We start from the raw sequence: 26291 nt of genomic DNA on the forward strand, positions 1-26291 counted from the left end.
CGCATTTGCAGCCGCTTGTTTTTTTGCTTTTGCACGAGCAATTGCTGCGGCGACTTGGCTATTTTGAGAACTTGGTTTTTCTACATTGGCGGTATCAGCCTCTTTGCTGACGTCTAAATTAGCATTAGCTTGCTTTTTCGCTTTTGCTCTAGCTAATGCAGCGGCAACAAGGTCTTCGCCGTTATTGTTGTCTTTCATTTGTTGTTTACGTTTTTCAGCGGCTTGTTTATGTTTAAGTTGTCGCTGTTTTTTCTCGTTTTCTAAGCGTAATTCTCTGTCTTCATGGCGTTGGCGTGCAATTGCTGCTTTCTCTGCTTCAACTTTTTCGGTTTTAATCTGTGCTTTAGAGACGCGATAATATTCTACTAATGGTATATGGCTTGGACAAACATAAGCGCAGGCGCCACATTCAATACAAGCTGATAGGTCGTATTCTTCTAATTTTTTATGGTCTTCACTTTGTGAGTACCATAAAAGTTGTTGTGGTAATAGCTCAACGGGGCAAGCCTCTGCGCACTCGCTACAGCGAATACAGCTCATTTCCTCTTTTGGTTCTGGTAGTTCTTTAATCGTTGGTGCCAATATGCAGTTACAAATTTTACTCACGGGCATTTCAGGATCGCTCACTGTAAAGCCCATCATAGGACCGCCGATAATAAGCTTCTGATGGTCTAATTCATTTAACCAATAAGTATCTAGGAGATGCTGGATCGGTGTCCCGACACGTACCCGCGCATTACCTTTTTTAACAAAAGCGTCTCCGGTGACCGTGACTATTCTCGATACCAGTGGTTTACCATTGATGATGGCTTCTTTTACCGCAAATATAGTACCGACATTGAGCATTACGATACCAAGTTCCGAAGAGTGTTTGTAAGCTGGTGTTTGCTCACCGGTTAATATTTCAATTAATTGTTTCGCACTACCAGAAGGGTAGCGCGTCGGGATCACTCTGAGTAATATCTTTTCGCTGATGCTGTCAGGTAATGCTAATAATGATTTAGTAAAAGCTTCAATGGCTTCTGGCTTGTTATCTTCAACCGCAAAAATAGTCAGCTTAGGTTGTAGCATATACTGCATTATTTGAATGCCTTCGATAATCTCATCGGCATGCTCTTGAATCAAGCGATCATCAGAAGTGATGTAAGGTTCACACTCAATAGCATTAATGATTAATAAGCGATTTTCACTATGCGCTAACTTTAAATGCGTGGCAAAGCCTGCGCCACCTAATCCTATAATGCCTGCTTGTTGAACTGCTTCAACTAAGGTTGCGGGGTTTTCATTACGATAATCTTCAAAGCCTTGATATGGATAAATTCTGTCTAAGCCATCAGTGGCAATTACAATAGATAACACGGGTAAACCTGATGGGTGGCAATCAGTTCTTGGTTCAATCGCTTTTATTGTGCCTGAGCTACTGGCATGCTGAACTACTAATGCACCATAAACTTTGGTTAAAGGTTGGCCTTTTAATACGTGATCGCCAACGTTCACTAATAGTTCGGGGATATGACCTTTTTGTTCAACGGCAATAATTAATTCGTCGGGAATGCCTGCATCGGTAATGGCACTTTGGTTGCTCTGCTGTTTGTTTTGAGCAGGGTGTACACCACCGTGAAAATCCCACATTTTACCGGCAGCAATTTGTTCTAATTTTTTGTCACTTAATAAATAATTAGGCTGGGTCATGTTACGGCTCGTCATTGCTTTCAGTTGGAATTGTTTTAGTTGGAATTGTTTGTAAGTTCCACTGCCAATTTTGGGTAGTAATTTTGATAGGTAGCATGTCGATGCAATCGGTTGGACAAGGTGCGACACATAATTCACAGCCGGTACATTCATCGGTGATCACCGTATGCATTTGTCTTGTTGCGCCTAAAATAGCATCAACGGGACATGCTTGAATACATTTGGTGCAGCCAATACATTCGTCTTCACGGATAAAGGCAACTGACTTCGGCTTTTCTTCACCTTCTAATTTTTTAGGTTCAATCCCCATACGCTCAGCTAACTGCAGCATGACTGCTTCACCGCCAGGTGGGCATTTATTAATGTCGTCACCTTCTGCAATAGCTTTTGCATAGGGTTTACAACCTGGGTAACCGCATTGACCACATTGTGTTTGAGGTAACATCGCATCAAGTTCTTCAACAATGGGGTCTTCTTTAACTTTAAATCGAATAGACGAGTAACCCAATAAAGAGCCAAAAATAAGTCCTAAAATACCTAGCGTTAAAATCGCAACAATAATACTTATGATCATTTAATTAACCCAGTAAAGCCCATAAATGCTAACGACATTAAGCCGGCCGTAATCATTGCAATCGATGCGCCTTTAAAGGGTAATGGTACATCAGCCGCGCTTAAGCGTTCACGTATTGAAGAGAATAAAACTAATACCAATGAGAAACCTGCACCGGCACCTAACCCGTAAATAACTGATTGTGCGAAGTTGTGTTGCTCAGTTAAGTTTAATAATGCTAAACCAAGAATGGCACAGTTAGTGGTGATTAACGGTAAAAATATACCCAGCAAACGGTACAAAGTTGGGCTGGTTTTATGCATCACCATTTCAGTAAATTGCACCACCACTGCAATCACTAAAATGAAGCTTAAGGTTTGCAAGTAGTGTAATCCTAAAGGCTCTAATAAATAATTGTTTACAATATAAGAAAGCGCAGCCGTTAAGGTCAATACAAAAGTGGTTGCTAATGACATACCAACAGCCGTTTCAATTTTATTTGAAACGCCCATGAAAGGGCATAAGCCTAAGAATTTTACTAACACAAAGTTATTAACTAACACTGTGCCAAAAAAGAGTAAAAAATAATCGCTCATAAATAATAATTCCACTACTTTCGTAGGTGATTTGATGCGTTGAAAATGAGGCGCATTATAACAATAAAAGTTGATAAGTTCAGCGTAAAAGTATTATCAATTTTAGTGGTCCTGTTATTTGCTGTGTCAACCAATTAAAGCACCCGATTAATTGAGATTTCAATGGAGTAATTTGGGGGAAAGGTATCACGTTGATAAGTATTAATTAATGATAATTAATGTAGCGATTTAACTTTTTTACTTATTTTTGGTTGTTAACTTTGATCATAAACCGAGCACTTTTAATAAATATTGTCGGAGTTATTTATTTCATTCAGTTGAATATTTAAAGCACAAATTGAACATGGTGTTTTCAAAGTTGATTTACATCAATATGCTACATATTGTGCTAGGTATAGTTCACGGGCACTATATATTGTGTCTTGTGAATTAATTATTGGAGCTGTAAATGAAACCTGTTGTGATCAAACGAGATGGTAGTCAAGTCCCTTTTAATGCTTTACGCATTGCTGAAGCCGTTTTGAAAGCCTCTGGAGCTGCTCGTTGTAAAGGTGTCGATGCTTTTGCGATTGCTGCTGAAGTTGAAACAAGCTTGGTAGGACAAGAGCAAGTAGATATTCATTACATTCAAGATGCGGTTGAAGCGTGTTTGATGAAAAGTAATCATATTGAACTGGCGCGTATATATATTGAGTATCGTCACGATAGAGATATTGCACGAGAACGGAAAAGTCATTTAAACAGTGAAATAGACGGATTAATTGAACAAAGTAATGCATCATTATTAAATGAAAATGCCAATAAAGATGGCAAAGTCATTCCTACGCAACGCGATTTATTAGCTGGTATCGTCGCTAAGCATTATGCCAAGTCGCATATTTTGCCGCGTGATGTCGTGCGAGCACACGAAGCGGGTGAAATTCATTACCATGATTTAGATTATGCCCCTTTTTTCCCGATGTTTAATTGCATGTTGATTGATATTAAAGGCATGTTTACCGATGGTTTTAAAATGGGTAATGCAGAAATTGAACAGCCTAAGTCAATTTCAACCGCAACCGCAGTAACAGCACAAATTATTGCACAGGTAGCAAGCCACATTTACGGTGGAACCACCATTAATGGTATCGATACGATACTCGCTCCCTATGTAACCAAAAGCTTTGATAAGCATTTAAAAACCGCACAACAATGGCATATTGAAGATGCGCATGCCTATGCAACGCAGCAAACAGAAATAGAATGTTATAACGCTTTTCAATCGCTAGAATATGAAGTGAATACGTTACATACAGCTAATGGACAAACCCCCTTTGTTACCTTTGGTTTTGGCTTAGGAAGTGATTGGCAGTCGCGTTTGATACAACAGTCAATTCTTAAAAATCGTATCGCTGGCTTAGGTAAAAATCGTAAAACAGCTATTTTCCCTAAATTAGTTTTTGCTATCAAAGATGGCTTAAATCATAAAGTTGACGATCAAAATTATGATATTAAGCAACTTGCACTCGAGTGTGCATCAAAGCGTATGTACCCTGATATTTTAAATTACGATAAAGTAGTAGAGGTCACTGGATCCTTCAAAACACCAATGGGGTGTCGTAGTTTCCTCGATGTTTATTACCAAAAAAGTGGCTTAGATAAGGGGGAGTTAATTCATGATGGCCGAAATAACCTGGGTGTGGTGAGTCTCAACTTACCGCGTATTGCATTAGAAGCAGATGGTAATATCGGACGCTTTGATGAATTATTAAATACACGATTGCTATTAGCTAAAAAAGCATTAGATACGCGTATTGAAAGGTTAAGTGAAGTTAAAGCCAGTGTGGCACCTATTCTATACATGGAAGGGGCTTGTGGTGTGCGTTTGAAAGCTGACGATTGTATTGCTGATATTTTTAAACATGGCCGAGCGTCAATTTCATTGGGCTACATTGGCTTACATGAAACGGTAAATGCCTTATACGGTAATGAAAAACATATCTTTGATTGCGCCACTAAGCAGCAAAAAGCATTACAAATCATCACCCGTTTAAAGCAAGCAACACAAGAGTGGAGTGAGCAATCAGGTTATGCATTTAGTTTGTACTCCACACCCTCTGAAAATTTATGTGATCGTTTCTGTCGTCTAGATGCTAAACGCTTTGGTGTATTAGAAGGGGTTACCGATAAAGGCTATTACACAAACTCCTTCCATTTAGATGTCGAAAAAGCAGTCAATCCTTACGATAAATTAGACTTTGAAATGGCATATCCACCGATCGCTAGCGGAGGTTTTATTTGCTACGGCGAATACCCGAATATGCAACACAACCTGAAAGCTTTGGAGGATGTATGGGATTATAGCTATACACGTGTTCCCTATTACGGCACCAATACACCAATCGATGAATGTTATGAATGTAGCTTTACTGGCGAGTTTGATTGTACAAGTAAGGGGTTTGTTTGCCCAAGTTGTGGTAATTCAGACCCAGATAAGGTGGCAGTTACACGCCGAGTTTGCGGCTATTTAGGCAGCCCAGATGCACGGCCATTTAATGAAGGTAAACAAGAGGAAGTTAAGCGACGCGTCAAGCATCTATAGTTTGTGGTTATTGTTCGCTGTCGTGGTTGTACTTTTAGCTTATTCGTCTGTGCTGATAAATTATTAGGACCGATTTTCTGTGTTCTACTAAAGAAAATGAACACACTGATAAAGCGGGCTCCAAGGATAAGATTCCATTGAATGCTTTGGTGGGCACTGACGAACTTAATATTAAGCAACTAACATTAAACAGCTAACACTAAGCAAATAAGAACTACTTATGAACTACTCAAAATATTATCCAATTGATGTATTAAACGGAGAAGGTACTCGCTGTACTCTTTTTGTGTCCGGTTGTATTCATAACTGTAAAGGTTGTTACAACCAATCGACTTGGTCTCCTGATGCGGGCGAGTTGTTTACTGATCAAGTTGCCGATCAAATTATCCAGGATCTCAATGATCAACGTATAAAAAAACAAGGGTTAACGTTATCCGGTGGAGACCCTTTGCATCCAGCAAATGTTGAGCAAATTCTAAAGCTTATTCAGCGTGTTAAACGTGAATGTGAAGGTAAAGACATTTGGATGTGGACGGGGTATGTATTGTCGGAACTTAATAAGAAACAAAAACAGATTATTGAGCTGGTGGATGTGTTGATTGATGGTAAGTTTGTAAAAGATCTTGCTGACCCATCATTAGCATGGCGAGGTAGTTCTAACCAAGTGGTACATTACTTGAGAAAAGCCTCTGTTAATGAGTAATAATAAATGTCCAGCAAAGCAATCAACGAAAAACGATGATCGATAAAATAATGACTGATACAGTAATAACCAATAAAGGAATACCCAGTAAAAGAGATACTAAAGTCGTGGCTTTAGGTGACGCTCAATTTACCTTTGCTGTGTATATTGCTAATCAACCGAAGATGCCTGAGTATGAGTCTTTGAGCTGTATTCAGCCTTTGCAAGTTGAGCAAATAGGCTTAATTGGAAAGGCGTGTGGTAATGGGTGGCGTAAAGTATTTAATGTTTATGCCAAGCTTTTGTATGCGCTAGATGCTACACATTTTAATTTTTCGACATTGGTACCAACGTGGCAACAATATCGAGATCAATTTTTATTACAAGCTCACAGCGGTACTGCATTAATATTTAGTCCTCCTCATCTAGCGTTTACTTCGATTTCGTCACAATCTGCGTTTTCAGAGCTTCATCATAAGGCTAGCAACAGTACCGATACGAAAACCCATACCAATACTGATAACAATACCCATAACAATATCCATAGTAATATCCATAACAAGACACTCCATATTATCTGTGGGCGAACTTATGCTAAAAAATTAATAAATGATGGTTTATTGACTGTCGACTTATCATGGTTGAATGAAGAGTTTGCGATTAATTTTGAACATGCGGTTATTGTTTGTCCTTATTTTGATTATCGACAATTATCCAATCAAAAAATACAGCGTTTATCTTTCCTACTAAGCGCGCTTGTAACAGGCTCTGACGAAGGTGTAATAGACACTACAGAGTTCGAATAAGCTATTGATTATATTTATATCTCAGCTTTTTAATGGTTCATAATTTGGTTTAAATTCAATTAATTCGTTTATGTTTCTAAAACTTCGCTCATTTTTCGTTAATCCGTAGTATCTTTTCTATAAAACGAACTAGACTTAGCGACTCTGAATTTTTTTAAAGGAATGTGTATGGCAAACTTAATGGATACAGTTGATCAGCGTACGAATTTGGTTGGTGAAAATCGGTTAGAATTATTATTATTTCATCTCTTAGGTCGTCAACTGTTTGCTTTAAACGTATTTAAAGTAAAAGAAGTGGTGAAATTACCTTACCTTAATAAATTACCCAACTCTCATCCACATATCGATGGTGTTGCTACTATTCGTGGCGAATCCATTCCCGTTATCAATTTAAAAGCGGCCATCGGTCTGCAACCCTTGGTGCCCGATGAGCAATCAAATTTAATTATCACCGAATATAACCGAAGTATTCAGGGCTTTTTGGTTGGGCCTGTCGATCATATTGTCAATATGACTTGGGGGGAGATTATGGAACCGCCTACTACGGTAGGTAGAGGACATTATTTAACTGCGATAACAAAGCTTAAAAGAAATGATAATGAAGAACTAGTTGAAATTATCGATGTAGAAAAGGTATTGGCTGAAATACTCGTTTATAAAGTGGATATTTCTGATGGTGTATTAGATGAAAGTATTATACCTGAATTTGTTGGTCGTAAAATTTTACATGCAGATGACTCTCCGACCGCTAGAAATCAAGTTGCTAGTACCTTAGAGCAATTAGGAGTTGAAATTATTCCTGCTAAAAACGGTCTAGAAGCATTGAATATTTTAAAAGGGTGGGCTGACCAAGGTAAAAAGATTGAAGATGAAATATTAATGCTGATCACCGATGCTGAAATGCCTGCAATGGATGGTTATAAATTAACTTCAGAGATTCGCAATGATCCGCGTATGTCGGACTTATTTGTGGTGCTTAACACTTCCTTAAGTGGTGACTTTAATAAAGCCATGGTAAAAAAGGTAGGCTGTAATGAGTTTCTCTCTAAGTTTCAGCCTGATTTGTTGGTAGAGTTAGTGCAGCAACGTTTAAAAGCAAAATTAAGCGAATAATTTAATTTGTTCGTTAAACGAACAAATTAGCAAACGTTGTTATGACTACTTCACATCGCTATCGCTTTTTGCCTTTACACGATTGCACATTATCTGCTTAAGCTTTACTCTAGCTTTTAATAGCTGCGTTGATCCTCGAATCAATAGCTTTTATAAATAGGTTTATACTCAGTAGAATATAAAAAATGAGATGCTGGTAACGTAAATCGCTTTAATAATATTAACTATTTCAATAACTTTAATAATGAAGACTAGACTAAAACATGAGTGATCAAAATTCTCCACAAACGGGAAGTGAGTCGGCAACAATCGAATCCCAAGAAACAAAACTAGTGCCGCCGCCACTGTATAGTGTGTTATTACATAATGATGATTATTCACCAATGGATTTTGTAATTGATGTGTTGCAACGCTTCTTCCGATTAGACCATGAAGCAGCTACGGAAGTAATGTTAAATGTACACTACAAAGGTGTCGGTGTTTGCGGTACATTCAGTGCTGAAATTGCAGAAACAAAAGTAATGCAAGTTAACAATTATGCAAAAGAAAATGAACATCCATTGAAATGTACGATGGAAAAAGAGAGTTAACTAAGCCGTTTTTTATTTCCACTCTCCTAAGGAGTCTCCATGCTAGATAAACCTTTAGAACATAGCCTCGATTTAGCTTTCCGTATTGCGTATGAAAAATACCATGAATTTATGACATTAGAGCATCTATTATTAGCTTTATTAGAAAATGAAGAAATAAAGAAAATTTTGCTAGCTTGTTCTGTTGATATTGTTTCTCTGCATATTGAATTAACGGAATTTTTAGATACTAACCCCAGTTTGCCCGAGGTTAAAAACCAAAAGCTAGAAATACAACCTACGATCGCTTTTGAGCGTGTACTGCAACGTGCTATTTTCCATGTGCAATCATCGGGAAAAACAGAAGTGAGTGCTGCTAACGTGCTAGTGGCTATTTTTAGTGAGCAAGAATCACAAGCGGCTTACTTTCTTAAAAAGTCTAATGTGTCACGCTTAGATGTGGTTAATTACCTTTCCCATGGCGTTGAAAAACACCCTGATACGGTGATCTTTCATGAACCTGAGCAGATTGAATCTAAAGTAGAAGAAAACGATGAAATGCCCTTTACCATTAATCTTAATGAGCAAGTGGTTGCTGGTATTATCGATCCCTTAATTGGTCGCGAAAAAGAATTAGAGCGTTGCGTGCAAATATTGTGTCGCCGCCGTAAAAATAATCCGTTATTAGTTGGTGAGTCCGGTGTTGGTAAAACCGCCATCGCAGAAGGGCTTGCGTACCGTATTGTACATAATGATGTACCGGAAGTAATTGATGACCATATTATTTACTCTTTAGATATGGGGGCATTATTAGCAGGTACAAAATACCGAGGTGAGTTTGAACAACGTTTTAAAACCGTATTAAAAAAATTACAAGATCAAAAAAATGCGATTTTATTTATTGATGAGATCCATACTATTATTGGTGCAGGGGCCGCAACGGGTGGGCAACTAGATGCTGCTAACCTATTAAAACCTTTATTAACGGGTGGCAAACTTCGTTGTATTGGTTCCACAACTTATAAAGAGTATGGCCAGGTTTTTGAAAAAGAGCATGCCTTGGCGAGACGTTTCCAAAAAATAGATGTACTTGAACCTTCGGTTAAAGAAACTAGCCAAATTCTACTCGGTTTACGTTCACGTTACGAAGAACATCATAATATTCGTTATACTAACAAAGCATTGATGGCTGCCGCTGAGTTGAGCGCTAAATATATCAATGATCGCCAGTTGCCCGATAAAGCCATTGATGTGATAGATGAAGCCGGTTCGCAAATGCGTTTATTGCCTGTCAGCAAACGCAAAAAAACCATTGGTGTGGCTGAAATTGAAACCATTATTGCTAAAATCGCACGTATCCCAGAAAAATCCGTGTCTAGCTCAGACAAAGATGCACTGGAAAAATTACACGGTCGTTTGAAAATGACGGTTTTTGGCCAAGATACTGCTATTGATGCATTAACTGATGCTATTCATTTAAATCGTTCTGGTTTATCTGATGAATTAAAACCTGTGGGATCTTTTTTGTTTGCTGGCCCAACGGGGGTGGGTAAAACAGAAGTCACGCAGCAGTTAGCTAAAGCATTAGGCGTAGAGTTGTTACGTTTTGATATGTCCGAATACATGGAGAAACATACGGTATCAAGATTGATTGGTGCTCCTCCTGGTTATGTAGGGTATGAACAAGCAGGGTTATTAACTGATGCGGTAGTTAAACATCCCTATTCTGTGGTGCTGTTAGATGAAATAGAAAAAGCACACACTGACGTTTATAACATTCTGTTACAGGTAATGGATCATGCGACATTAACTGATAGTAACGGGCGCAAAGTTGATTTCAGAAACGTTATATTAGTCATGACAACCAATGCTGGGGTACAAGAAACAGTAAAACAAAGCATTGGCTTTAAAGAGCAAAAAGAGGGCGCTAAAGCGATGGATGAGATTAACAAAATATTCTCTCCTGAATTTAGAAATCGTCTTGATAATATTATTTGGTTTAATCACTTAGACTTAAAAGTAATTAGCCAAGTTGTAGATAAATTCATTGTGCAGTTACAAGTGCAGCTAGATAAAAAACAAGTGTCACTAGAAGTTGATAGCAAAGCCCGTCATTGGTTAGCTGAGCATGGTTATGATAAAGCAATGGGGGCGAGACCCATGGGACGTTTAATTCAAGAGAAGCTTAAAAAACCGCTTGCGAATGAAATCTTATTTGGTGGATTACAAGAGGGTGGTAGTGTCTCAGTGCGTTTAAACGAAACCGCAGATGGTGTTGAGTTTATCTATGATAAAAAGACAGAGAAAGAAGTGGAAATGAGTAACTAATCATTTATTTGCTAATTTTTCTTTGCTCATGACGAATTTTAATTGTGACTACAAATTTTAGCCATAAAAAAACCAGCGATGAAGCTGGTTTTTTTATGACTACTTAAAGCCTGAGTTTGTTTCCGGCTAATTAACGAGCACGGAAAACAATACGACCTTTTGATAGATCGTAAGGGGTCAATTGAACTGTCACTTTATCGCCAGTTAGAATACGGATGTAGTTTTTACGCATTTTTCCTGAGATATGTGCAGTAACAACGTGACCGTTTTCTAATTCCACACGGAACATTGTATTAGGCAGAGTATCTAAGATAGTGCCTTGCATTTCAATACTGTCTTCTTTTGCCATTGGCGATGGATCCTTCGTATAGGTAAGTTGTGCTACTTTCAATCGGCGCATAATGCCAGAATAATTGGGAGTGGTAAAGGATTGTTGCTCATTAATCAAACTAAATAGTGAATGAAACTCTAATCAAAGGACTTCCATTGTTGGTTTATAAAGCGCTGATGTGGATTAAATTGATTTTTGTAATTCATTTTTTGGCAGTTGTGAATGTAATAGCCTAAATAAAGAAACGTTATATTTTTTTGTTTTGCTAAATCTAGCTGTTGTAAAACAGCATATTTTCCTAACGAATGTTCACGATAGTCTGGATCATAAAAGCAATAAAAAGCACTCCAATCGGTTGCTGAGCCTGTATATAATTGGTCTGTAACACTGACTGATATTAACTGTTTTGCATCATAGACTTCAACAAACAGCATTTCTCCCCAACTACATGCTAAAAAAGATTCAAATTGTTCTGAGCTAGCAGGATACATGACACCTTCTTTGTGAACCTGATTAATGTAACGTTCGTATAGAGGGTAGTAGGATGCTTTAGGGGCTGTGCTTATGGACGTTGTGAAATGTTTGTTTTTGTTTACTAAGCGTTTTTGGCTTTTGGACAATTTGAAATTTTGACTATTCACACGTAATGATTCGCAACCATTACACTCCGGGCAATGTGGTCGATATACTTGATCACCACTACGCCTAAAGCCTATCGACATTAATGCAGGATAATGTTGTTTTGCATGTACTTCAGGATCAACTAGCATAATGAGTTGTTCTTCTTTATCGGCTAAATAGGAACAAGCAAAAGCAGCGGTTAAACCGACTCTTAGATCGGAAGCATTAGACATGGTGAACTTTATCCTTATTTTTAATATGATTAAGTGTTGGTTGGATATTTTGCTATATCTAGGATAAACAAAATTTTAACCCTGTCTTTATTTAAATAATACTTACTTCAGTGTATCGTAAAATAGATAAATTTATTGTGCGAATTTGAAGGCTTTAATGCACTGTCGGTAATTAAATTAAATAGCTATGTCAGCATGTTGCATCAAATTTTACTTCTGCATATGATTTTTATCATTGCTAATGAATGCAGAGGTTAACTATTTTTCCTTAAGCATGTAACATAAACTGTTTTCCTTAATTATCGATAAACATCAGCCAACTTCTAGCCATAAATTAATATGTGAGGCCTTATGACCGTTCACCAAACCATTCAAGATAAGCTAAAACAACGCTTTCAAGCTGATTATTTACAAGTAGAAAATGAAAGCCATAATCATTCTGTTCCACCTAACTCCGAAACTCATTTTAAGGTCACCCTAGTTTGCGAAGAGTTTGAAGGGGTGCGTTTGATCATGCGTCATCGTTTAGTTAATGAATTACTTGCTGAAGAACTTGCTGGACCGGTACATGCATTAGCGATGCATACTTACACGCCTGCTCAATGGGCCGAGAAAAATCAAGTTTCACCTAATTCGGCACAATGTTTAGGTGGTGGTAAATAAAAGCGTAGTATTGCTTTTCTATAAAGCGCGAGAGAAAAGCTAAATTGCCAAAGTGTTAATGGACTCTCTACATTTTGTTACACTTTTTTTATTAAATTTGAACTTACTACGGTTAGCTTTTTATTTGATATAGCAATTAGCCCCTCTCTAATGTTAATATTTGCGAGAATTTTTTAGCGTACGTGTTAATTGTTTGTTAATAGCAATCGATTGCATGTAATGTTTTATTGCCGAAAGGCATCTAACTTTCCTCCCGTAACATAGTGCAAGAGAATATGATTACTATAAAAAAAGGACTGGACCTCCCTATATCAGGAGCGCCAGAGCAAGTCATTCAAAATGGCCCTGCCATTTCTGAAGTTGCTATACTGGGTGAAGAATACGTTGGTATGCGTCCGTCAATGGCTGTTAAAGTCGGCGACAGCGTAAAAAAAGGGCAAGTTTTATTTTCTGATAAGAAAAATGAAGGTGTACTTTTTACCGCTCCAGCGTCTGGTGTAGTGAAAGAAATAAACCGTGGTGCTAAACGTGTACTGCAATCTGTTGTGATCTCTATACAAGGCAATGATTGTGTGCAATTTGCTAAGTATGAAAGTAAACAATTAGCAAATCTTGAGCGCAGTAAAATAGTTGCAAACTTAGTTGAATCTGGCGCGTGGACTGCATTACGTACTCGCCCATTCAGTAAAGTACCTGCTATTGATGCTCAACCGACTTCTATTTTTGTGACGGCAATGGATACTAATCCATTAGCTGCAGATGCAACGATTATCATCAATGAAAATCAACAAGCCTTTACCGATGGACTAGCGATTTTATCGCATTTAACATCGGGCAAAGTGTATGTTTGTAAAGGTGAAGCTGCATTACCTAAAAGCGCGGTGGCAACTGTTGAAGAAAAAATCTTTACCGGTGTTCATCCTGCTGGTTTAGCGGGTACACATATTCACTTTATCGATCCTGTTTCTGCTACTAAGCAAGTTTGGTCAATCAACTACCAAGATGTGATTGCATTTGGTCAGTTATTTACCACTGGTGAGTTATACAGTAATAAAGTGATTTCTATCGCAGGCCCTGCTGTTACTAAGCCTCGTTTAGTACGTACGTTAGTCGGTGCATCGGTGTCTGAACTTACCGCTGGAGAGTTAATCGCAGGACAAGTTCGTGTGATTTCTGGGTCGGTACTATGTGGTGTTACAGCAACAGGTCCACATGCATATTTAGGCCGTTACCATAACCAAGTTTCAGCATTGATTGAAGGTTATGAGAAAGAGTTATTTGGCTGGGGTGCGCCTGGTTTAAATAAACACTCTGTTTCTGGTGCATTTTTATCTGCGTTAAATCGTGCGAAAAAGTTCGCATTCACTACCACCACTGGCGGTAGTAAGCGTGCGATGGTACCAATCGGCCAATATGAACGTGTAATGCCATTAGATATTTTACCAACGGTATTATTGCGTGACTTGATCGTTGGTGATACCGATGGTGCACAAACGTTAGGCTGCCTAGAGTTGGATGAAGAAGATTTAGCACTATGTACTTATGCTTGCCCTGGCAAATATGAATACGGTTCAATCTTGCGCTCATGTCTAAGTAAAATTGAGAAGGAAGGCTAATAATGAGTCTTAAGAACTTAATTGAGAAAATGGAACCGCATTTCGAAGCAGGGGGCCGTTATGAAAAATGGTACGCACTGTATGAAGCTGCTGCAACATTTTTTTATACTCCTGGTTATGTGACCAAAGGTATTACTCACGTTCGCGATAGTATTGACCTTAAACGCATGATGATTTTTGTTTGGTTAGCAACATTCCCAGCCATGTTTTACGGTATGTACAACACGGGTGTACAAGCTAATGAAGCAATTGTTGCCGGTTACTCTGCTCTAGAAGATTGGCGTGTTGCGTTATTGGATATACTAGGAGTCACACTTGGCTCTGGTGCAAGTTTATTTGATAACTTTCTGTTTGGTGCCGCTTATTTCTTACCTATTTATGCTGTTACTTTTATAGTTGGTGGCTTCTGGGAAGTGTTATTTGCGAGTGTACGTAAGCATGAAGTAAATGAAGGTTTCTTTGTTTCTTCTGTCTTATTTGCTCTGATCGTACCGGCAACCATTCCGCTATGGCAAGTTGCTTTAGGTATTACCTTTGGTGTCGTCGTTGCTAAAGAGATCTTTGGTGGTACTGGTCGTAACTTCTTAAACCCTGCTCTTGCGGGCCGTGCATTCTTATTCTTTGCTTACCCAACGGATATTTCAGGTGATGCGGTTTGGACTGCTGTAGATGGTTTCTCTGGCGCTACATCATTAAGTGTGATGTCTCAAGGTGGTTTAGAAGCTGTTCAATCTAACCTATCTTGGATGGATGCTTTCCTTGGTAATATGCAAGGTAGTATTGGTGAGGTTTCTACGCTGGCTATTTTGATCGGTGGTGCCTTTATTGTGATCACGCGTATTGCTTCATGGCGTATCATTTCAGGTGTGATGATCGGTATGATTGCGACCTCATTATTATTTAATGTGATTGGCAGTGATACAAACCATATGTTCCAATTACCTTGGTACTGGCATTTAGTTATGGGTGGTTTTGCCTTTGGTATGATATTTATGGCAACCGACCCAGTATCAGCATCATTTACTAATAAAGGTAAATGGTACTACGGTATTCTGATTGGTTTGATGGTGGTATTAATTCGTGTTGTAAATCCAGCCTTCCCTGAAGGTATGATGTTAGCTATTTTATTCGCTAACTTATTTGCACCGTTATTCGATTACTTTGTGGTGCAAGGCAATATCAAACGGAGGCTAGCACGTAATGTCTAATCAACAAGAAACATTTGGCAGAACGATTATTGTAGTACTGGCTGTTTGTCTAGTATGTTCAATTATTGTTGCTGGTGCTGCAGTTGGCCTACGTCCAATGCAAATTGCTAATAAAGAGATCGATAAGCAAAAGAATATTCTTGCCGTTGCTGGTTTAACGACCGATAAATCAACCAAAGAAATTTTTGCATCAAATATTGAAACTAAATTAGTTGATATAGAAACGGGTGAATTTGTAACTGATCTTAGTAAAGAAGAAGTTGCTAAATATGACCAACGTAAAGCATCAAAAGATCCTGAGAAGAGTGTTAAATTAACTGCTGATCAAAATATCGCTAAAATAAACCGTCGTGCTAATTTAGCGACTGTATATTTAGTGTCTGATGATAACGGTCAATTACAACGTATTATCCTGCCTGTACACGGCGCTGGTTTATGGTCAACTATGTATGCCTTTGTTGCTGTAAAGCCTGATGGTAATACGATTGATGCTATCACTTACTATGAACAGGGTGAAACACCTGGACTAGGTGGTGAAGTTGAAAACCCTCGCTGGCGTGGGCTGTTTGTTGGTAAAGAATTATTCGATGCTGACGGTAACCCTGCTATTAAAATTGTTAAAGGACAAGCTGCTGCTGGTTCTAAACATGAAATTGATGGTTTATCTGGGGCAACACTAACCAGTGTTGGCGTAGAGCATACCTTTACTTTCTGGTTAGGTGAGCAAGGGTTTGGTCCATTTCTTAGCAAAGTTCGTAAAGGAGCGCTAAACAATGGCTAAATCAAGTGAATTAAAAGAAGTACTAACTTCTCCGGTAGTAAGCAATAACCCAATTGCGCTGCAAGTGTTAGGTGTTTGTTCTGCATTAGCGGTAACAGCTACCTTACAAAACGCAGTCGTAATGACCTTAGCGGTATTGTTTGTAACGGCTTTCTCTAACTTATTTATTTCGTCAATACGTAACTATATTCCTAACAGTGTACGTATCATCGTACAGATGGCGATTATTGCTTCGTTAGTAATCGTAGTAGACCAAGCGTTAAAAGCATTTGCTTTTGGCATCTCTAAGCAGTTATCTGTTTATGTTGGTCTGATCATTACAAACTGTATTGTAATGGGACGTGCTGAAGCATTTGCAATGAAAAACAAACCTTTCCCAAGTTTCATGGATGGTATTGGTAACGGTTTAGGTTACGGCTTAATCCTTGTTTTAGTGGGGGCTGTTCGTGAACTATTTGGTTCAGGTGCTCTGTTCGGTATTGAAATCTTACCGTTGATTTCAAATGGCGGCTGGTATCAAAGTAATGGTTTATTACTTCTACCTCCTAGTGCCTTCTTTATTATAGGTGGCATTATCTGGGCAATTCGAGTAATTAAACCAGAACAAGTTGAGCCAAAGGAGTAATTTGAATGGAACATTATCTTAGTTTATTTGTGCGTTCTATTTTCATTGAAAATATGGCACTCGCTTTCTTCTTAGGCATGTGTACTTTCCTTGCTGTTTCTAAGAAAGTTAAAACATCAATGGGTCTAGGTGTAGCAGTAATTGTAGTATTAGGTATTTCTGTACCTGCTAACCAAATTATCTACTTTAACCTATTAGCACCTGGTGCACTTGATTGGGCAGGTTTCCCTGATGCGGATTTAAGCTTTTTAGGCTTTATTACGTTTATCGGTGTGATTGCTGCTTTAGTACAAATTTTGGAAATGGTATTGGATAAATACTTCCCAGCTTTGTATCAAGCATTAGGTATATTTTTACCACTTATTACTGTTAACTGTGCCATCTTTGGTGGTGTATCGTTTATGGTTCAACGTGAGTATAACTTACTAGAATCAGCTGTTTACGGTATTGGTAGTGGTGTTGGTTGGACGCTTGCGATTGTTGCGCTAGCAGGTATCCGTGAAAAAATGAAATACTCTGACGTGCCAGATGGTTTACGTGGTTTAGGTATTACATTTATCACAGCGGGTCTTATGGCATTAGGTTTTATGTCATTCTCTGGTATCCAACTGTAATCGTTGCTGTTTTAGCTTAAATGAATTCGGGGGAATTTATTCCTCCTCAAAACAAGGAAAAAGTCGAAGATGGACAATAATATTGAAATCTTTCTCGGCGTTGCCATGTTTACAATTATTGTTTTGGCGTTAGTCGTTATTATTTTATCGGCAAAAGCAAAACTTGTAAGCACAGGTGATATTACAATTTCTATCAATGATGATGCTGATAAAAGTATTAAGACTCAAGCAGGTGGCAAGTTATTAGGTGCGTTAGCTAATGCTGGTGTATTTGTTTCTTCTGCATGTGGCGGTGGTGGTACTTGTGGTCAGTGTCGTGTGAAAATTAAATCAGGTGGTGGTGACATTTTACCAACAGAGCTTGATCACATTACTAAACGTGAAGCAAAAGAAGGTGAGCGTTTATCATGTCAGGTTAGTGTTAAAGAAGACATGGACATTGAATTACCAGAAGAAATCTTTGGTGTTAAAAAATGGGAATGTGAAGTTATCTCCAACGGTAACGAAGCTACCTTTATTAAAGAACTTAAATTACAAATTCCTGATGGTGAATCTGTACCGTTTAAAGCTGGTGGTTACATTCAAATTGAAGCACCTGCTCACCATATCAAATATAAAGATTTTGATATTGAAGAACAGTACCGTGGTGATTGGGAACACTTTAAATTCTTTGATTTAGAATCAAAAGTTGACGAAGAAACTATTCGCGCTTATTCAATGGCTAACTATCCTGGTGAAGAAGGCATTATCATGTTGAACGTGCGTATCGCTACGCCACCGCCACGTGATCTGTCATTACCTTGTGGTAAAATGTCATCGTTTATCTTTAGCTTAAAAGCGGGCGATAAAGTCACTATTTCTGGGCCATTTGGTGAGTTCTTTGCTAAAGAAACTGAAAATGAAATGGTATTTATCGGCGGTGGTGCGGGTATGGCGCCAATGCGTTCACATATCTTTGATCAGTTCCGTCGCTTAAAAACAACGCGTAAAGCAAGTTTCTGGTACGGCGCGCGTTCTAAACGTGAAATGTTCTATGTTGAAGATTTTGATGCGATTGCGGCGGAAAATGAAAACTTCGAATGGCACGTAGCATTAAGTGATCCACAACCTGAAGATAATTGGGATGGTTACACTGGTTTCATTCATAACGTACTGTATGAAAATTATCTTAAAGACCATGACGCTCCTGAAGATTGTGAGTTCTACATGTGTGGTCCACCAGTGATGAATGCAGCGGTTATTGCTATGCTTAAAGATCTAGGCGTAGAAGACGAAAACATCTTACTTGATGACTTCGGCGGTTAACCCTGATGATTCAATCATCAATTAAATGGCTAGCCTTAATAGGGCTGGCCTTTTTTATATCTTCGTGCTCAAAACCCGAACAGCAGTTATTGCAGATCCAGGGGCAAACCATGGGCACTTATTATCAAGTCACTTATGCGCTCTCTAGTGAACAGTCAGAGGATAAGCAATATTCAATTCAACATTTACAGACTTTAATTGATCAGCAGCTAGAGTTAGTTAACGATCAAATGTCCACCTATCGTCCTCAATCAGAGTTGTCATTATTTAATAAAAGTGAACGCGCTTTTGAAGTTTCCGATGCGACGATTAAAGTGGTTAAACGTGCCCTTCAGGTTTATCAACAAAGTGGTGGTGCGTTTGATGTAACAGTGGGGCCGTTAGTCAATTTGTGGGGATTTGGGCCAGACAAAAAACCAAATAAAGTACCTAGTGCTGAATTAATTGAACAAACTAAACAAAAAATAGGTAGCCAATACTTGTCTATCGAAGGTAATCGTTTAGTAAAAGCAAAACCAGAACTCTATGTTGATCTGTCTTCAATCGCTAAAGGGTATGGGGTTGATGTGATTGCAGAGTTGTTAACTAAACAGGGTATCATAAACTATTTAGTGGATATTGGTGGTGAACTACGAGCAAATGGAACTAAGCTTAATAACGCACCATGGACATTAGCTGTAGAGCGCCCTGAGTTTGGACAAAATGTACAACGCTTACTACATATTGGTGATAACGCGATCGCTACATCCGGCGATTACCGTAATTATTTTGAGTTTGATGGTATTCGTTATTCGCATACGATTGATCCTGCTACAGGTCGCCCTATCAGTCACAAACTTGTTTCTGTCACCGTAATCGATAAAAGCAGTATGGTTGCCGATGCATTAGCTACGGCTATTACTGTATTAGGACCTGAAAATGGGTTAAAATTTGCTAATAAGCTAAATCAGCCTGTCTTTTTGTTGATCAAGCAAGACGATGGATTCATTGAATCTTATACGCCAGCGTTTGAACCATTTTTTGTAGAGGAAGAATAATGATCTATTTTGTTGCTACGTTTGTTGTTTTCTTATTAGTAATTGTTGCGATGGCAATAGGCTATATTGTTAATCAAAAAACGATTGGGGGAAGCTGTGGTGGTTTAGCCTCTGTCGGTATTGATAAAGAATGCGATTGTCCTGAACCTTGTGATAACCGTAAGAAGAAAGAAGCAGAAAAAGCCCGTTCTCAGAAACTTCAAGCTGAAACTCGTATTATATAATCTTCTTGTACATTAGTATCAAAAGGTAGCCTTGCTATTCTTGTATGTCATTGTGTGATGATACCAAGTAATAGTTAACGCTATCTTTTTGCTTTTTGTAACCAACGATCTAATGAATTAGCAAAATTCTGCTTATCTTTGTCTGAAAATTTATTTGGTCCTCCACTGATTTGGCCAACACTACGTAGTTCCTCTGCCAGATTGCGCATTGCAAGCCTTTGTCTGACATTGTCAGCTGTATATAGCTCACCGCGAGGGTTTAGTGCTATGATGCCTTTTTCCACTAATTCCGCGGCTAATGGAATATCTTGAGTGATGACAAGATCCTTTAAGGCAACGTGCTGGCTGATGTAGTTATCAGCAACGTCAAAGCCCTGTGATACTTGAACTGTTTTTACTAATGCTGTCCTTTTTACAGGAAGGGGGGAGTTTGCAACAAAGACAAGTTCGGTTTGTGTTCTTATACTTGCTCTTAATACCATTTCTCTTACAGATACTGGACAAGCATCTGCATCAATCCAAATTGTCATAGTCATTCCTTGATCTTTAAAAGTTAAATATAACAAAAAAAATATTATTAATTAACCATTATATTCACTCATTATTTAATCTTAAATTCGAGCATTTTGTTAAATATCAATTGGTTAGCTGTTTTTTGTTGTTGTGTTGCTGGTTTACAGTATGAAGCTCATTATTTTCAGAATATACGATTGATTTTTCTTTTTGGTCATTACCGGTGTAATCGTAAAGATTAATCATAGTGATGGCTTTGATAATGACGTGTTAAAAGAGCTGTGGATGGTATAGAAGAAAACCTTTCATTGAATAAGCTGTGTTTGTTTGAGAATTAGTTTAAGAGGGAATAGTGCATACATGTTTATGCTAGTTTAAATACATCACTGCAAGGTCGTTTGCTTATTTTTTACAAACAAACACATTCCTAGTTTCTTACTTTTCTACTAAATAATATTAATTCACATTCTTTTATTTATATATCTTATTGATAAATAAAGATTTTAATTTATTGTTACGAATATATTTAATGTTTTTTTTATATTTTAATTAAATACCTATTGACACCTTTTTAAACCCATATATAATCTTTTTTAGCTTGAAAGTTCGTTTTATATTTATGTACTTTGTTCCGTATTAATGTACCGAATCCTATACATCATAAGTAATAGCAACACTTCTAGCCAACTGCCTTGATTTTTTAAGGTTAAATTACTCAAATATATTAGGATATACACATGTCTACTACTACTGGTACAGTTAAATGGTTCAACGAATCTAAAGGTTTTGGTTTCATCGAGCAAGAAAACGGCCCTGACGTTTTCGCACATTTCTCTGCTATCGCAAGCACTGGTTTTAAAACTCTTGCTGAAGGCCAAAAAGTACAGTTTACTGTTACTCAAGGTCAAAAAGGTCCTCAAGCAGAAAACATCGTAGCTCTTTAATATTGCTTCGATGAGCGTTTATCGCTCATTCTGATTGAAAAAAAGGTAGGTTACTGACTTGCCTTTTTTTATACCTAAAAGAAAATATTTTGTATCACGAACCCACTCAGCTACCTCTTAGCAATTAACATCACTACTTTTTTATTGTTACACCTCTTCATTGTTATTATATCAATACCATTTTCAGTCGTAGGTAGTTACAAGACGTCGTATATTGGTATTAAATGCTTTTATCAATTAAAACTACCCCTATAGTTGTTATTAATCAACATTTAATCTTTAGTCGTACTCGAACATCTCGATCAAATGATAGATATGATCTTGCAAGTAATTAACGACAGCAATTCTCTTCATTACTGTTATAAAGCCTTATAAATAGGCGTAAAGTCCCTTTTTAGCTAGTTTCAACTTTGTTCACTTACCGTCTGCTTGTTTTGTATCTTGAATGGCAATAGGCTTATATACAGATCCAATAAAATATGTGGCTTCACTAGGCACAATAAGGATATTTTGATTAGAAGGCGTAAACTTAAGCGATTAATTACGTATTAATTTTCGCTTTTCAAAGGGCAATATAACGGTGAATATTGAACCTTTACCTATTTCACTACTGACTTTAATTTCACCATTATGTTGGTGAATAATTGAATAGCTGATTGATAGCCCTAACCCTGTTCCTTTCCCTAACGCTTTTGTTGTATAGAATGGGGTAAATATATCGTTGATTTTATTAGGATCAATACCAGATCCCGAGTCTGATACTTGAATGTATAAGTTATTATCTTGTACATGAGATTTGAAGAAAACAACTTTATTCTGTGATGTTTCAACTGAATCTTTTGCGTTTATTAATAAATTAATAAGTACCTGTTCAATTTGTGTCTTGTTACAAAATAAAGCTGGTAGGGAAGGTGGAATGACTTGCCTTAGTTCAACATTATCCTGATTGTATTGATTAATAACTATGCCAATCACATTACTGAAAATAGTATTTGGGATTTCCTTCTGATAATTATCCAATTCACTATCTCGTCCAAAACTACCGACTTGCTTGACTATTTTTTCTATTCGATCACTTTGTTCTACGATCGCTTTACAGCTTTTCTCAAGTAAATGGTAATTTCCATTATGTAAATTATCTAGACACATATCGGTGTGTATACAGATAACTTGTAAAGGTTGATTTATTTCATGTGCAATACCAGCTGCTATCTCGCCTAATGAGGCCAACTTATTAGACTGAATAAGCTTTGTTTGGCTATTTTTCCATTCTTCATTAATGCGCTTATATTCTTCTTTATCCGTAATATGTTTTTTATTCATGCTGTAGTATAAAGTTAATAACTTCACTGTAATTGCAGCCAGCAATGAAATAAGCAATGAGAAAATAAGGAATAAATCACCATTTGGAGGAGATATATGCGACCAAATCATAAGTTGCCATTGATGCCCATACAAAGAGATTGTGAGTTGATTGGTAATGTCATTAATGTGTGTTTTTTCTGGCAGAGAACTAAATAATGTAATCCCATTTTCAGACAAAGCAAAAGGCTTGGTTATCTGATAGGTATCTATTTTATGCCTCATTAACATATCTATACTTAATGATACTTCGATATAGCCTGTCAGCACCTGTTCTATGATCAAGGGAAATTGCAAATTAAGTTCTAATTTATTATCTTCGGAATAACTAGAGCGGCTAGTATAAACAAAGGTTGAAATAACCTTTTCTTTTTCCATAGGGAGGTGACTACGAGCCCGTAACTGTTGCTTTCTAAGCATGGGATCTGTGTGCTCAATCAGATCACCTGATGGTAACGAAAATTTACTTTGCTCAATCAGTGGGAATAATTGTATTTTTTTAATAGTCCGGTTGATGCGTTTTAATGCATTTGTATCACTTTGCCAGTGTTGATTAAGGTCTTCAAGAGTTAACCATCGGTTGATCACTAATTGAATTATTTCAGCATTATTTTCAATTGCCCCTCGAATATTAAAACTAATACTTTTACCTTCAATTTCAATATTGTTTTGTTGTACTTTGGTTTCTTCTTTAATAAGTTGTGCTGAAATAAAGTATGAAATACTTAACCCAATTAAAAAAACAAAAACACAGTAAATATTTGACTTCAATTTATTTCCTTAAACCATCTAATGCTATATCACTCTAGATTAGGCATAATACGTTAAATTTATAGATTTTGAGATCAAAGCGATCATTATTGAGATTAAAGGCAAGGAATTTAAATGACAGCGTTAGGTTTTACTACAAAAATAGTACATGCGGACCATCAATTAGGATTAGAAGCAGGTGCCGTTCATGCTCCAATACATAACTCAGTACCATTTGGTTTTAAAGATGTTCAAGGGTTAATTGACGTATTCCAAGGTCAGCCTGGTCATGCTTATGCTCGTTCTTCAACACCCACTTTAGACGCTTTATGTAAAAAAATTCAAAAGATAGATAACGGTATAGCAACGGCTGTTTTTTCCTGTGGAATGTCAGCTATAGTGGCTACGTTTTTGACACTTTTAAAATCTGGCGATCATTTAATTTGTAGTCGATTTTTATTTGGCAATACAACATCGCTTTTAGGAACGTTACAGGACTATGGTATCGATGTGACATTAGTTGATGCAACGGATATCAATGACGTCGCTGCTGCGCTAAACAGTAATACAAAAATGGTTTTTGTAGAAACTATTGCTAACCCAGTAACTCAAGTGAGTGCGTTAGCTGAAATTGGCGATTTGTGTGAAGCCAATGGTCTTGTGTATGTTATTGATAATACAATTACTTCAAGCTACTTATTCGATGCGACTAGCGTTAAAGCAAGTTTAATTGTCACTTCATTATCTAAATATGTTGCCGGTCACGGTAATGCGATGGGGGGATCTGTTACGGATACTGGTTTATTTAATTGGGAACACTATCCAAACATTTATGAAGGTTATCGTAAAGGTGATACTAAAATGTGGGGGATCAGCCAAATTAAGAAAAAAGGATTACGTGATATGGGAGCTTGTTTAAGCTCACAGGGGGCACACCTTATTTCAGTTGGCAGTGAAACTATGGAGTTACGCATGGATCGCCAAGCTATTAATACCATGGCGCTAGCTAAATTGTTAGATGCACATCCTAAAGTGGCTAAGGTTTATTACCCTGGCTTAGAAAATCATCCTCAACATCAACGCGCTAAAGCATTATTTAATGGATATGGTGCACTATTAAGTTTTGATTTAATTGATAGTATTGATTGTTGTGATTTTTTGAATAAATTAAATCTAGTCATTAGTGCAACACATCTAGGTGATAACCGCACCTTAGCATTACCTGTTGCTCCAACGATATACTTTGAAATGGGACTAGCGCTGCGTCAACAAATGGGGATCAGTGAAAATATGATCCGTTGTTCAATTGGCATTGAAAATACAGCTGACTTGATTGCTGACTTTGAACAAGCATTGGCATAATTACCAGTCATAAAAAAGAGGTTACGGCCTCTTTTTTGTATGTTTGGATTAATAGTAATGATTCATTTTATTGTTTTTGGCTTAAGTTTGTTATTACTCTCCGTTGACGTTATTGCAAAGGAAAGTAGCTCCGATACAGAGTTAAGAACACAGGGATATACACTTGCGAATTATGAAGTCTGTGAGTTATTAGCAAAACAAAACAATGACCCTGTAATGCGTTTTTATTATGCAGAAATGCATCAGTTAAGCCAGCTTGAATATCAAGGCTACACTGAAGATAAATTACAGGCGATTGAAAAAGAAAGAACTAAAGCACTCTCTTTATTAAGAAAAGTGAGCAGCACTAGTATGTTCCAGCTCTGCTCAAATAGGTTTGATCCTGTTTCTCGTCAGCATTATCAAATAAAGTTATCTGAATAATAAAGTAGAGAGTAAGGCAGATATTAAGACAGACAATAAGTGTTAGGTATCAGTAGATATTTTGTCTGTTTAATTAACCTACTTGCTTTACTCTTCTTTCACTTCACCCCAGACTGCTGCAGGGTCAACCATTGTTGACTCTTGATCCGCAGACTCCGTTTCTTTCTTTTGTTTTGGTTTTACTTTTACGGTTTCAATTGCAGGCGTTTCTTCAGATTCTTTTTTTACTTCTGCTTTTTTAACTCGTATTATATTACCCGCTAATTTATATCCGTTTAATTGTTTAATAGCAGCTTTTGCTTCACCTACTTTAGGCATTTCAACAAAAGCAAACCCCTTTGAAGCACCTGTTTCTTTATCTAATACCAGATTACAAGATTGTATATTGCCGTGCTCTTTAAACAGAGACAGTAGTTTTTCTTCGGTGGTAGCTTTTGCTAGATTACGGACTAATAATTTCATTGGAACTCACTTAATTGGATAATTTCTCTTATTTTAGCAGGAACTTAAATCGATTGCTGATTAAAGCGTAATGAATAAAGCTTATATGTTATTTTCTGATAAAAGGATGTAACAAAAAGTGCGTATTTATCTATGTTGTCAATTTTATTAGTCAAAGTGGATGATTCAAGTATTAACCATTTCACTCTTAGGTATTACACCTGTTATGTGAACCTAGGTCCTGATTGACTAAGTTGTTTGTTGATATTTATATTTCATTATGTGGATGCCTCGAGGATTAAAAATGTTTTTATTGAA

26 protein-coding genes are annotated in these 26291 nt (G+C 37.3%); 18 read left to right on the plus strand and 8 right to left on the minus strand.

The features are described 5' to 3' along the window. The 3 genes from rsxC to rsxA all read right to left on the minus strand — a co-directional run. The coding region (gene rsxC, locus H592_RS22870) for an electron transport complex subunit RsxC (protein WP_037072262.1) at positions 1–1692 on the minus strand (1692 nt) is incomplete at its 3' end. A 1-nt stretch (position 1693) separates the two neighbouring features. Continuing rightward, positions 1694–2266 (minus strand): electron transport complex subunit RsxB, encoded by a 573-nt coding sequence (gene rsxB, locus H592_RS0119160; protein WP_028870200.1) that lies wholly within the window; start codon positions 2264–2266, stop codon positions 1694–1696. Further along, entirely contained in the window at positions 2263–2841 is a 579-nt protein-coding gene (rsxA, locus tag H592_RS0119165; protein ID WP_028870201.1) for an electron transport complex subunit RsxA, read from the minus strand. The genes rsxB and rsxA overlap by 4 nt, the downstream gene beginning before the upstream one ends. A gap of 448 nt (positions 2842–3289) precedes the next feature. Between rsxA and nrdD the strand changes: the two genes are divergently transcribed. The 6 genes from nrdD to clpA all read left to right on the plus strand — a co-directional run bounded on the left by nrdD (position 3290) and on the right by clpA (position 10920). Further along, positions 3290–5422, plus strand: a complete 2133-nt coding sequence (nrdD, locus tag H592_RS0119170; protein ID WP_028870202.1) for an anaerobic ribonucleoside-triphosphate reductase — start codon at positions 3290–3292, stop codon at positions 5420–5422. A 220-nt stretch (positions 5423–5642) separates the two neighbouring features. Continuing rightward, positions 5643–6125: an anaerobic ribonucleoside-triphosphate reductase-activating protein gene (nrdG, locus tag H592_RS0119175; protein WP_028870203.1), complete on the plus strand. Its 483-nt coding sequence runs from the start codon at positions 5643–5645 to the stop codon at positions 6123–6125. A 35-nt stretch (positions 6126–6160) separates the two neighbouring features. Then, positions 6161–6910, plus strand: a complete 750-nt coding sequence (locus tag H592_RS22875; protein ID WP_342665431.1) for a DUF6942 family protein — start codon at positions 6161–6163, stop codon at positions 6908–6910. Positions 6911–7078: 168 nt separating this feature from the next. Then, positions 7079–8023 carry a chemotaxis protein CheV gene (locus H592_RS0119185; protein WP_028870204.1) on the plus strand — a complete coding sequence of 315 codons (945 nt, stop codon included), beginning with the start codon at positions 7079–7081 and terminating at the stop codon, positions 8021–8023. 263 nt (positions 8024–8286) lie between these two features. Continuing rightward, the gene (gene clpS, locus H592_RS0119190) at positions 8287–8613 is read left to right on the plus strand and encodes an ATP-dependent Clp protease adapter ClpS (protein ID WP_028870205.1); all 327 of its coding nucleotides are present in this window, start codon (positions 8287–8289) and stop codon (positions 8611–8613) included. A 39-nt stretch (positions 8614–8652) separates the two neighbouring features. Continuing rightward, positions 8653–10920 carry an ATP-dependent Clp protease ATP-binding subunit ClpA gene (gene clpA, locus H592_RS0119195; RefSeq protein ID WP_028870206.1) on the plus strand — a complete coding sequence of 756 codons (2268 nt, stop codon included), beginning with the start codon at positions 8653–8655 and terminating at the stop codon, positions 10918–10920. A gap of 130 nt (positions 10921–11050) precedes the next feature. Here clpA and infA read toward each other — a convergent pair whose 3' ends face one another. After that, positions 11051–11269 carry a translation initiation factor IF-1 gene (gene infA / locus H592_RS0119200; protein ID WP_007419779.1) on the minus strand — a complete coding sequence of 73 codons (219 nt, stop codon included), beginning with the start codon at positions 11267–11269 and terminating at the stop codon, positions 11051–11053. Positions 11270–11388: 119 nt separating this feature from the next. After that, on the minus strand, positions 11389–12105 hold the full coding sequence (locus tag H592_RS0119205) for an arginyltransferase (protein WP_028870207.1): 717 nt from the start codon (positions 12103–12105) through the stop codon (positions 11389–11391). Positions 12106–12456: 351 nt separating this feature from the next. Here H592_RS0119205 and H592_RS0119210 point away from each other — a divergent pair, with 351 nt between their 5' ends. The 9 genes from H592_RS0119210 to nqrM all read left to right on the plus strand — a co-directional run bounded on the left by H592_RS0119210 (position 12457) and on the right by nqrM (position 20178). Beyond that, a complete protein-coding gene (locus H592_RS0119210; protein ID WP_028870208.1) occupies positions 12457–12768 on the plus strand; it encodes a BolA family protein in 312 nt (103 codons plus the stop codon). Between the two features lie 275 nt (positions 12769–13043). Then, positions 13044–14384, plus strand: a complete 1341-nt coding sequence (locus H592_RS0119215; protein WP_028870209.1) for a Na(+)-translocating NADH-quinone reductase subunit A — start codon at positions 13044–13046, stop codon at positions 14382–14384. Positions 14385–14386: 2 nt separating this feature from the next. Continuing rightward, positions 14387–15592, plus strand: a complete 1206-nt coding sequence (locus H592_RS0119220; RefSeq protein WP_028870210.1) for an NADH:ubiquinone reductase (Na(+)-transporting) subunit B — start codon at positions 14387–14389, stop codon at positions 15590–15592. Next, entirely contained in the window at positions 15585–16373 is a 789-nt protein-coding gene (locus H592_RS0119225; RefSeq protein ID WP_028870211.1) for a Na(+)-translocating NADH-quinone reductase subunit C, read from the plus strand. Before H592_RS0119220 ends, H592_RS0119225 begins: the two co-directional genes overlap by 8 nt. Continuing rightward, entirely contained in the window at positions 16366–16998 is a 633-nt protein-coding gene (locus H592_RS0119230) for an NADH:ubiquinone reductase (Na(+)-transporting) subunit D (protein ID WP_028870212.1), read from the plus strand. The genes H592_RS0119225 and H592_RS0119230 overlap by 8 nt, the downstream gene beginning before the upstream one ends. Before the next feature lie 5 nt (positions 16999–17003). After that, the gene (gene nqrE / locus H592_RS0119235) at positions 17004–17612 is read left to right on the plus strand and encodes an NADH:ubiquinone reductase (Na(+)-transporting) subunit E (RefSeq protein WP_028870213.1); all 609 of its coding nucleotides are present in this window, start codon (positions 17004–17006) and stop codon (positions 17610–17612) included. Between the two features lie 69 nt (positions 17613–17681). After that, positions 17682–18917 carry an NADH:ubiquinone reductase (Na(+)-transporting) subunit F gene (gene nqrF / locus H592_RS0119240; RefSeq protein WP_037072264.1) on the plus strand — a complete coding sequence of 412 codons (1236 nt, stop codon included), beginning with the start codon at positions 17682–17684 and terminating at the stop codon, positions 18915–18917. 110 nt (positions 18918–19027) lie between these two features. Next, entirely contained in the window at positions 19028–19954 is a 927-nt protein-coding gene (locus H592_RS0119245; RefSeq protein WP_342665432.1) for an FAD:protein FMN transferase, read from the plus strand. Then, positions 19954–20178: a (Na+)-NQR maturation NqrM gene (nqrM, locus tag H592_RS0119250; protein ID WP_028870216.1), complete on the plus strand. Its 225-nt coding sequence runs from the start codon at positions 19954–19956 to the stop codon at positions 20176–20178. The genes H592_RS0119245 and nqrM overlap by 1 nt, the downstream gene beginning before the upstream one ends. An 80-nt stretch (positions 20179–20258) precedes the next feature. Here nqrM and H592_RS0119255 read toward each other — a convergent pair whose 3' ends face one another. After that, positions 20259–20708: a YaiI/YqxD family protein gene (locus tag H592_RS0119255; protein ID WP_028870217.1), complete on the minus strand. Its 450-nt coding sequence runs from the start codon at positions 20706–20708 to the stop codon at positions 20259–20261. A gap of 720 nt (positions 20709–21428) precedes the next feature. Here H592_RS0119255 and cspE point away from each other — a divergent pair. Further along, positions 21429–21635: a transcription antiterminator/RNA stability regulator CspE gene (gene cspE / locus H592_RS0119260; RefSeq protein ID WP_019613006.1), complete on the plus strand. Its 207-nt coding sequence runs from the start codon at positions 21429–21431 to the stop codon at positions 21633–21635. Positions 21636–22172: 537 nt separating this feature from the next. Here the strand turns inward: cspE and H592_RS0119265 are convergent. After that, positions 22173–23768 carry a sensor histidine kinase gene (locus H592_RS0119265; protein WP_028870218.1) on the minus strand — a complete coding sequence of 532 codons (1596 nt, stop codon included), beginning with the start codon at positions 23766–23768 and terminating at the stop codon, positions 22173–22175. A gap of 114 nt (positions 23769–23882) precedes the next feature. On the opposite strand from H592_RS0119265, the gene H592_RS0119270 reads away from it, so the two are divergent. Beyond that, positions 23883–25109, plus strand: a complete 1227-nt coding sequence (locus H592_RS0119270; protein WP_028870219.1) for a cystathionine gamma-synthase family protein — start codon at positions 23883–23885, stop codon at positions 25107–25109. Between the two features lie 57 nt (positions 25110–25166). Then, entirely contained in the window at positions 25167–25532 is a 366-nt protein-coding gene (locus H592_RS0119275) for a hypothetical protein (RefSeq protein WP_028870220.1), read from the plus strand. 87 nt (positions 25533–25619) lie between these two features. Here the strand turns inward: H592_RS0119275 and H592_RS23770 are convergent, their stop codons facing one another. Beyond that, positions 25620–25994: an RNA recognition motif domain-containing protein gene (locus H592_RS23770; protein WP_084296340.1), complete on the minus strand. Its 375-nt coding sequence runs from the start codon at positions 25992–25994 to the stop codon at positions 25620–25622. Positions 25995–26291 lie beyond the last annotated feature (297 nt).

Origin of the sequence: Psychromonas arctica DSM 14288, from assembly GCF_000482725.1 — a bacterium.
GTDB classification, from domain to species: Bacteria; Pseudomonadota; Gammaproteobacteria; order Enterobacterales; family Psychromonadaceae; genus Psychromonas; species Psychromonas arctica.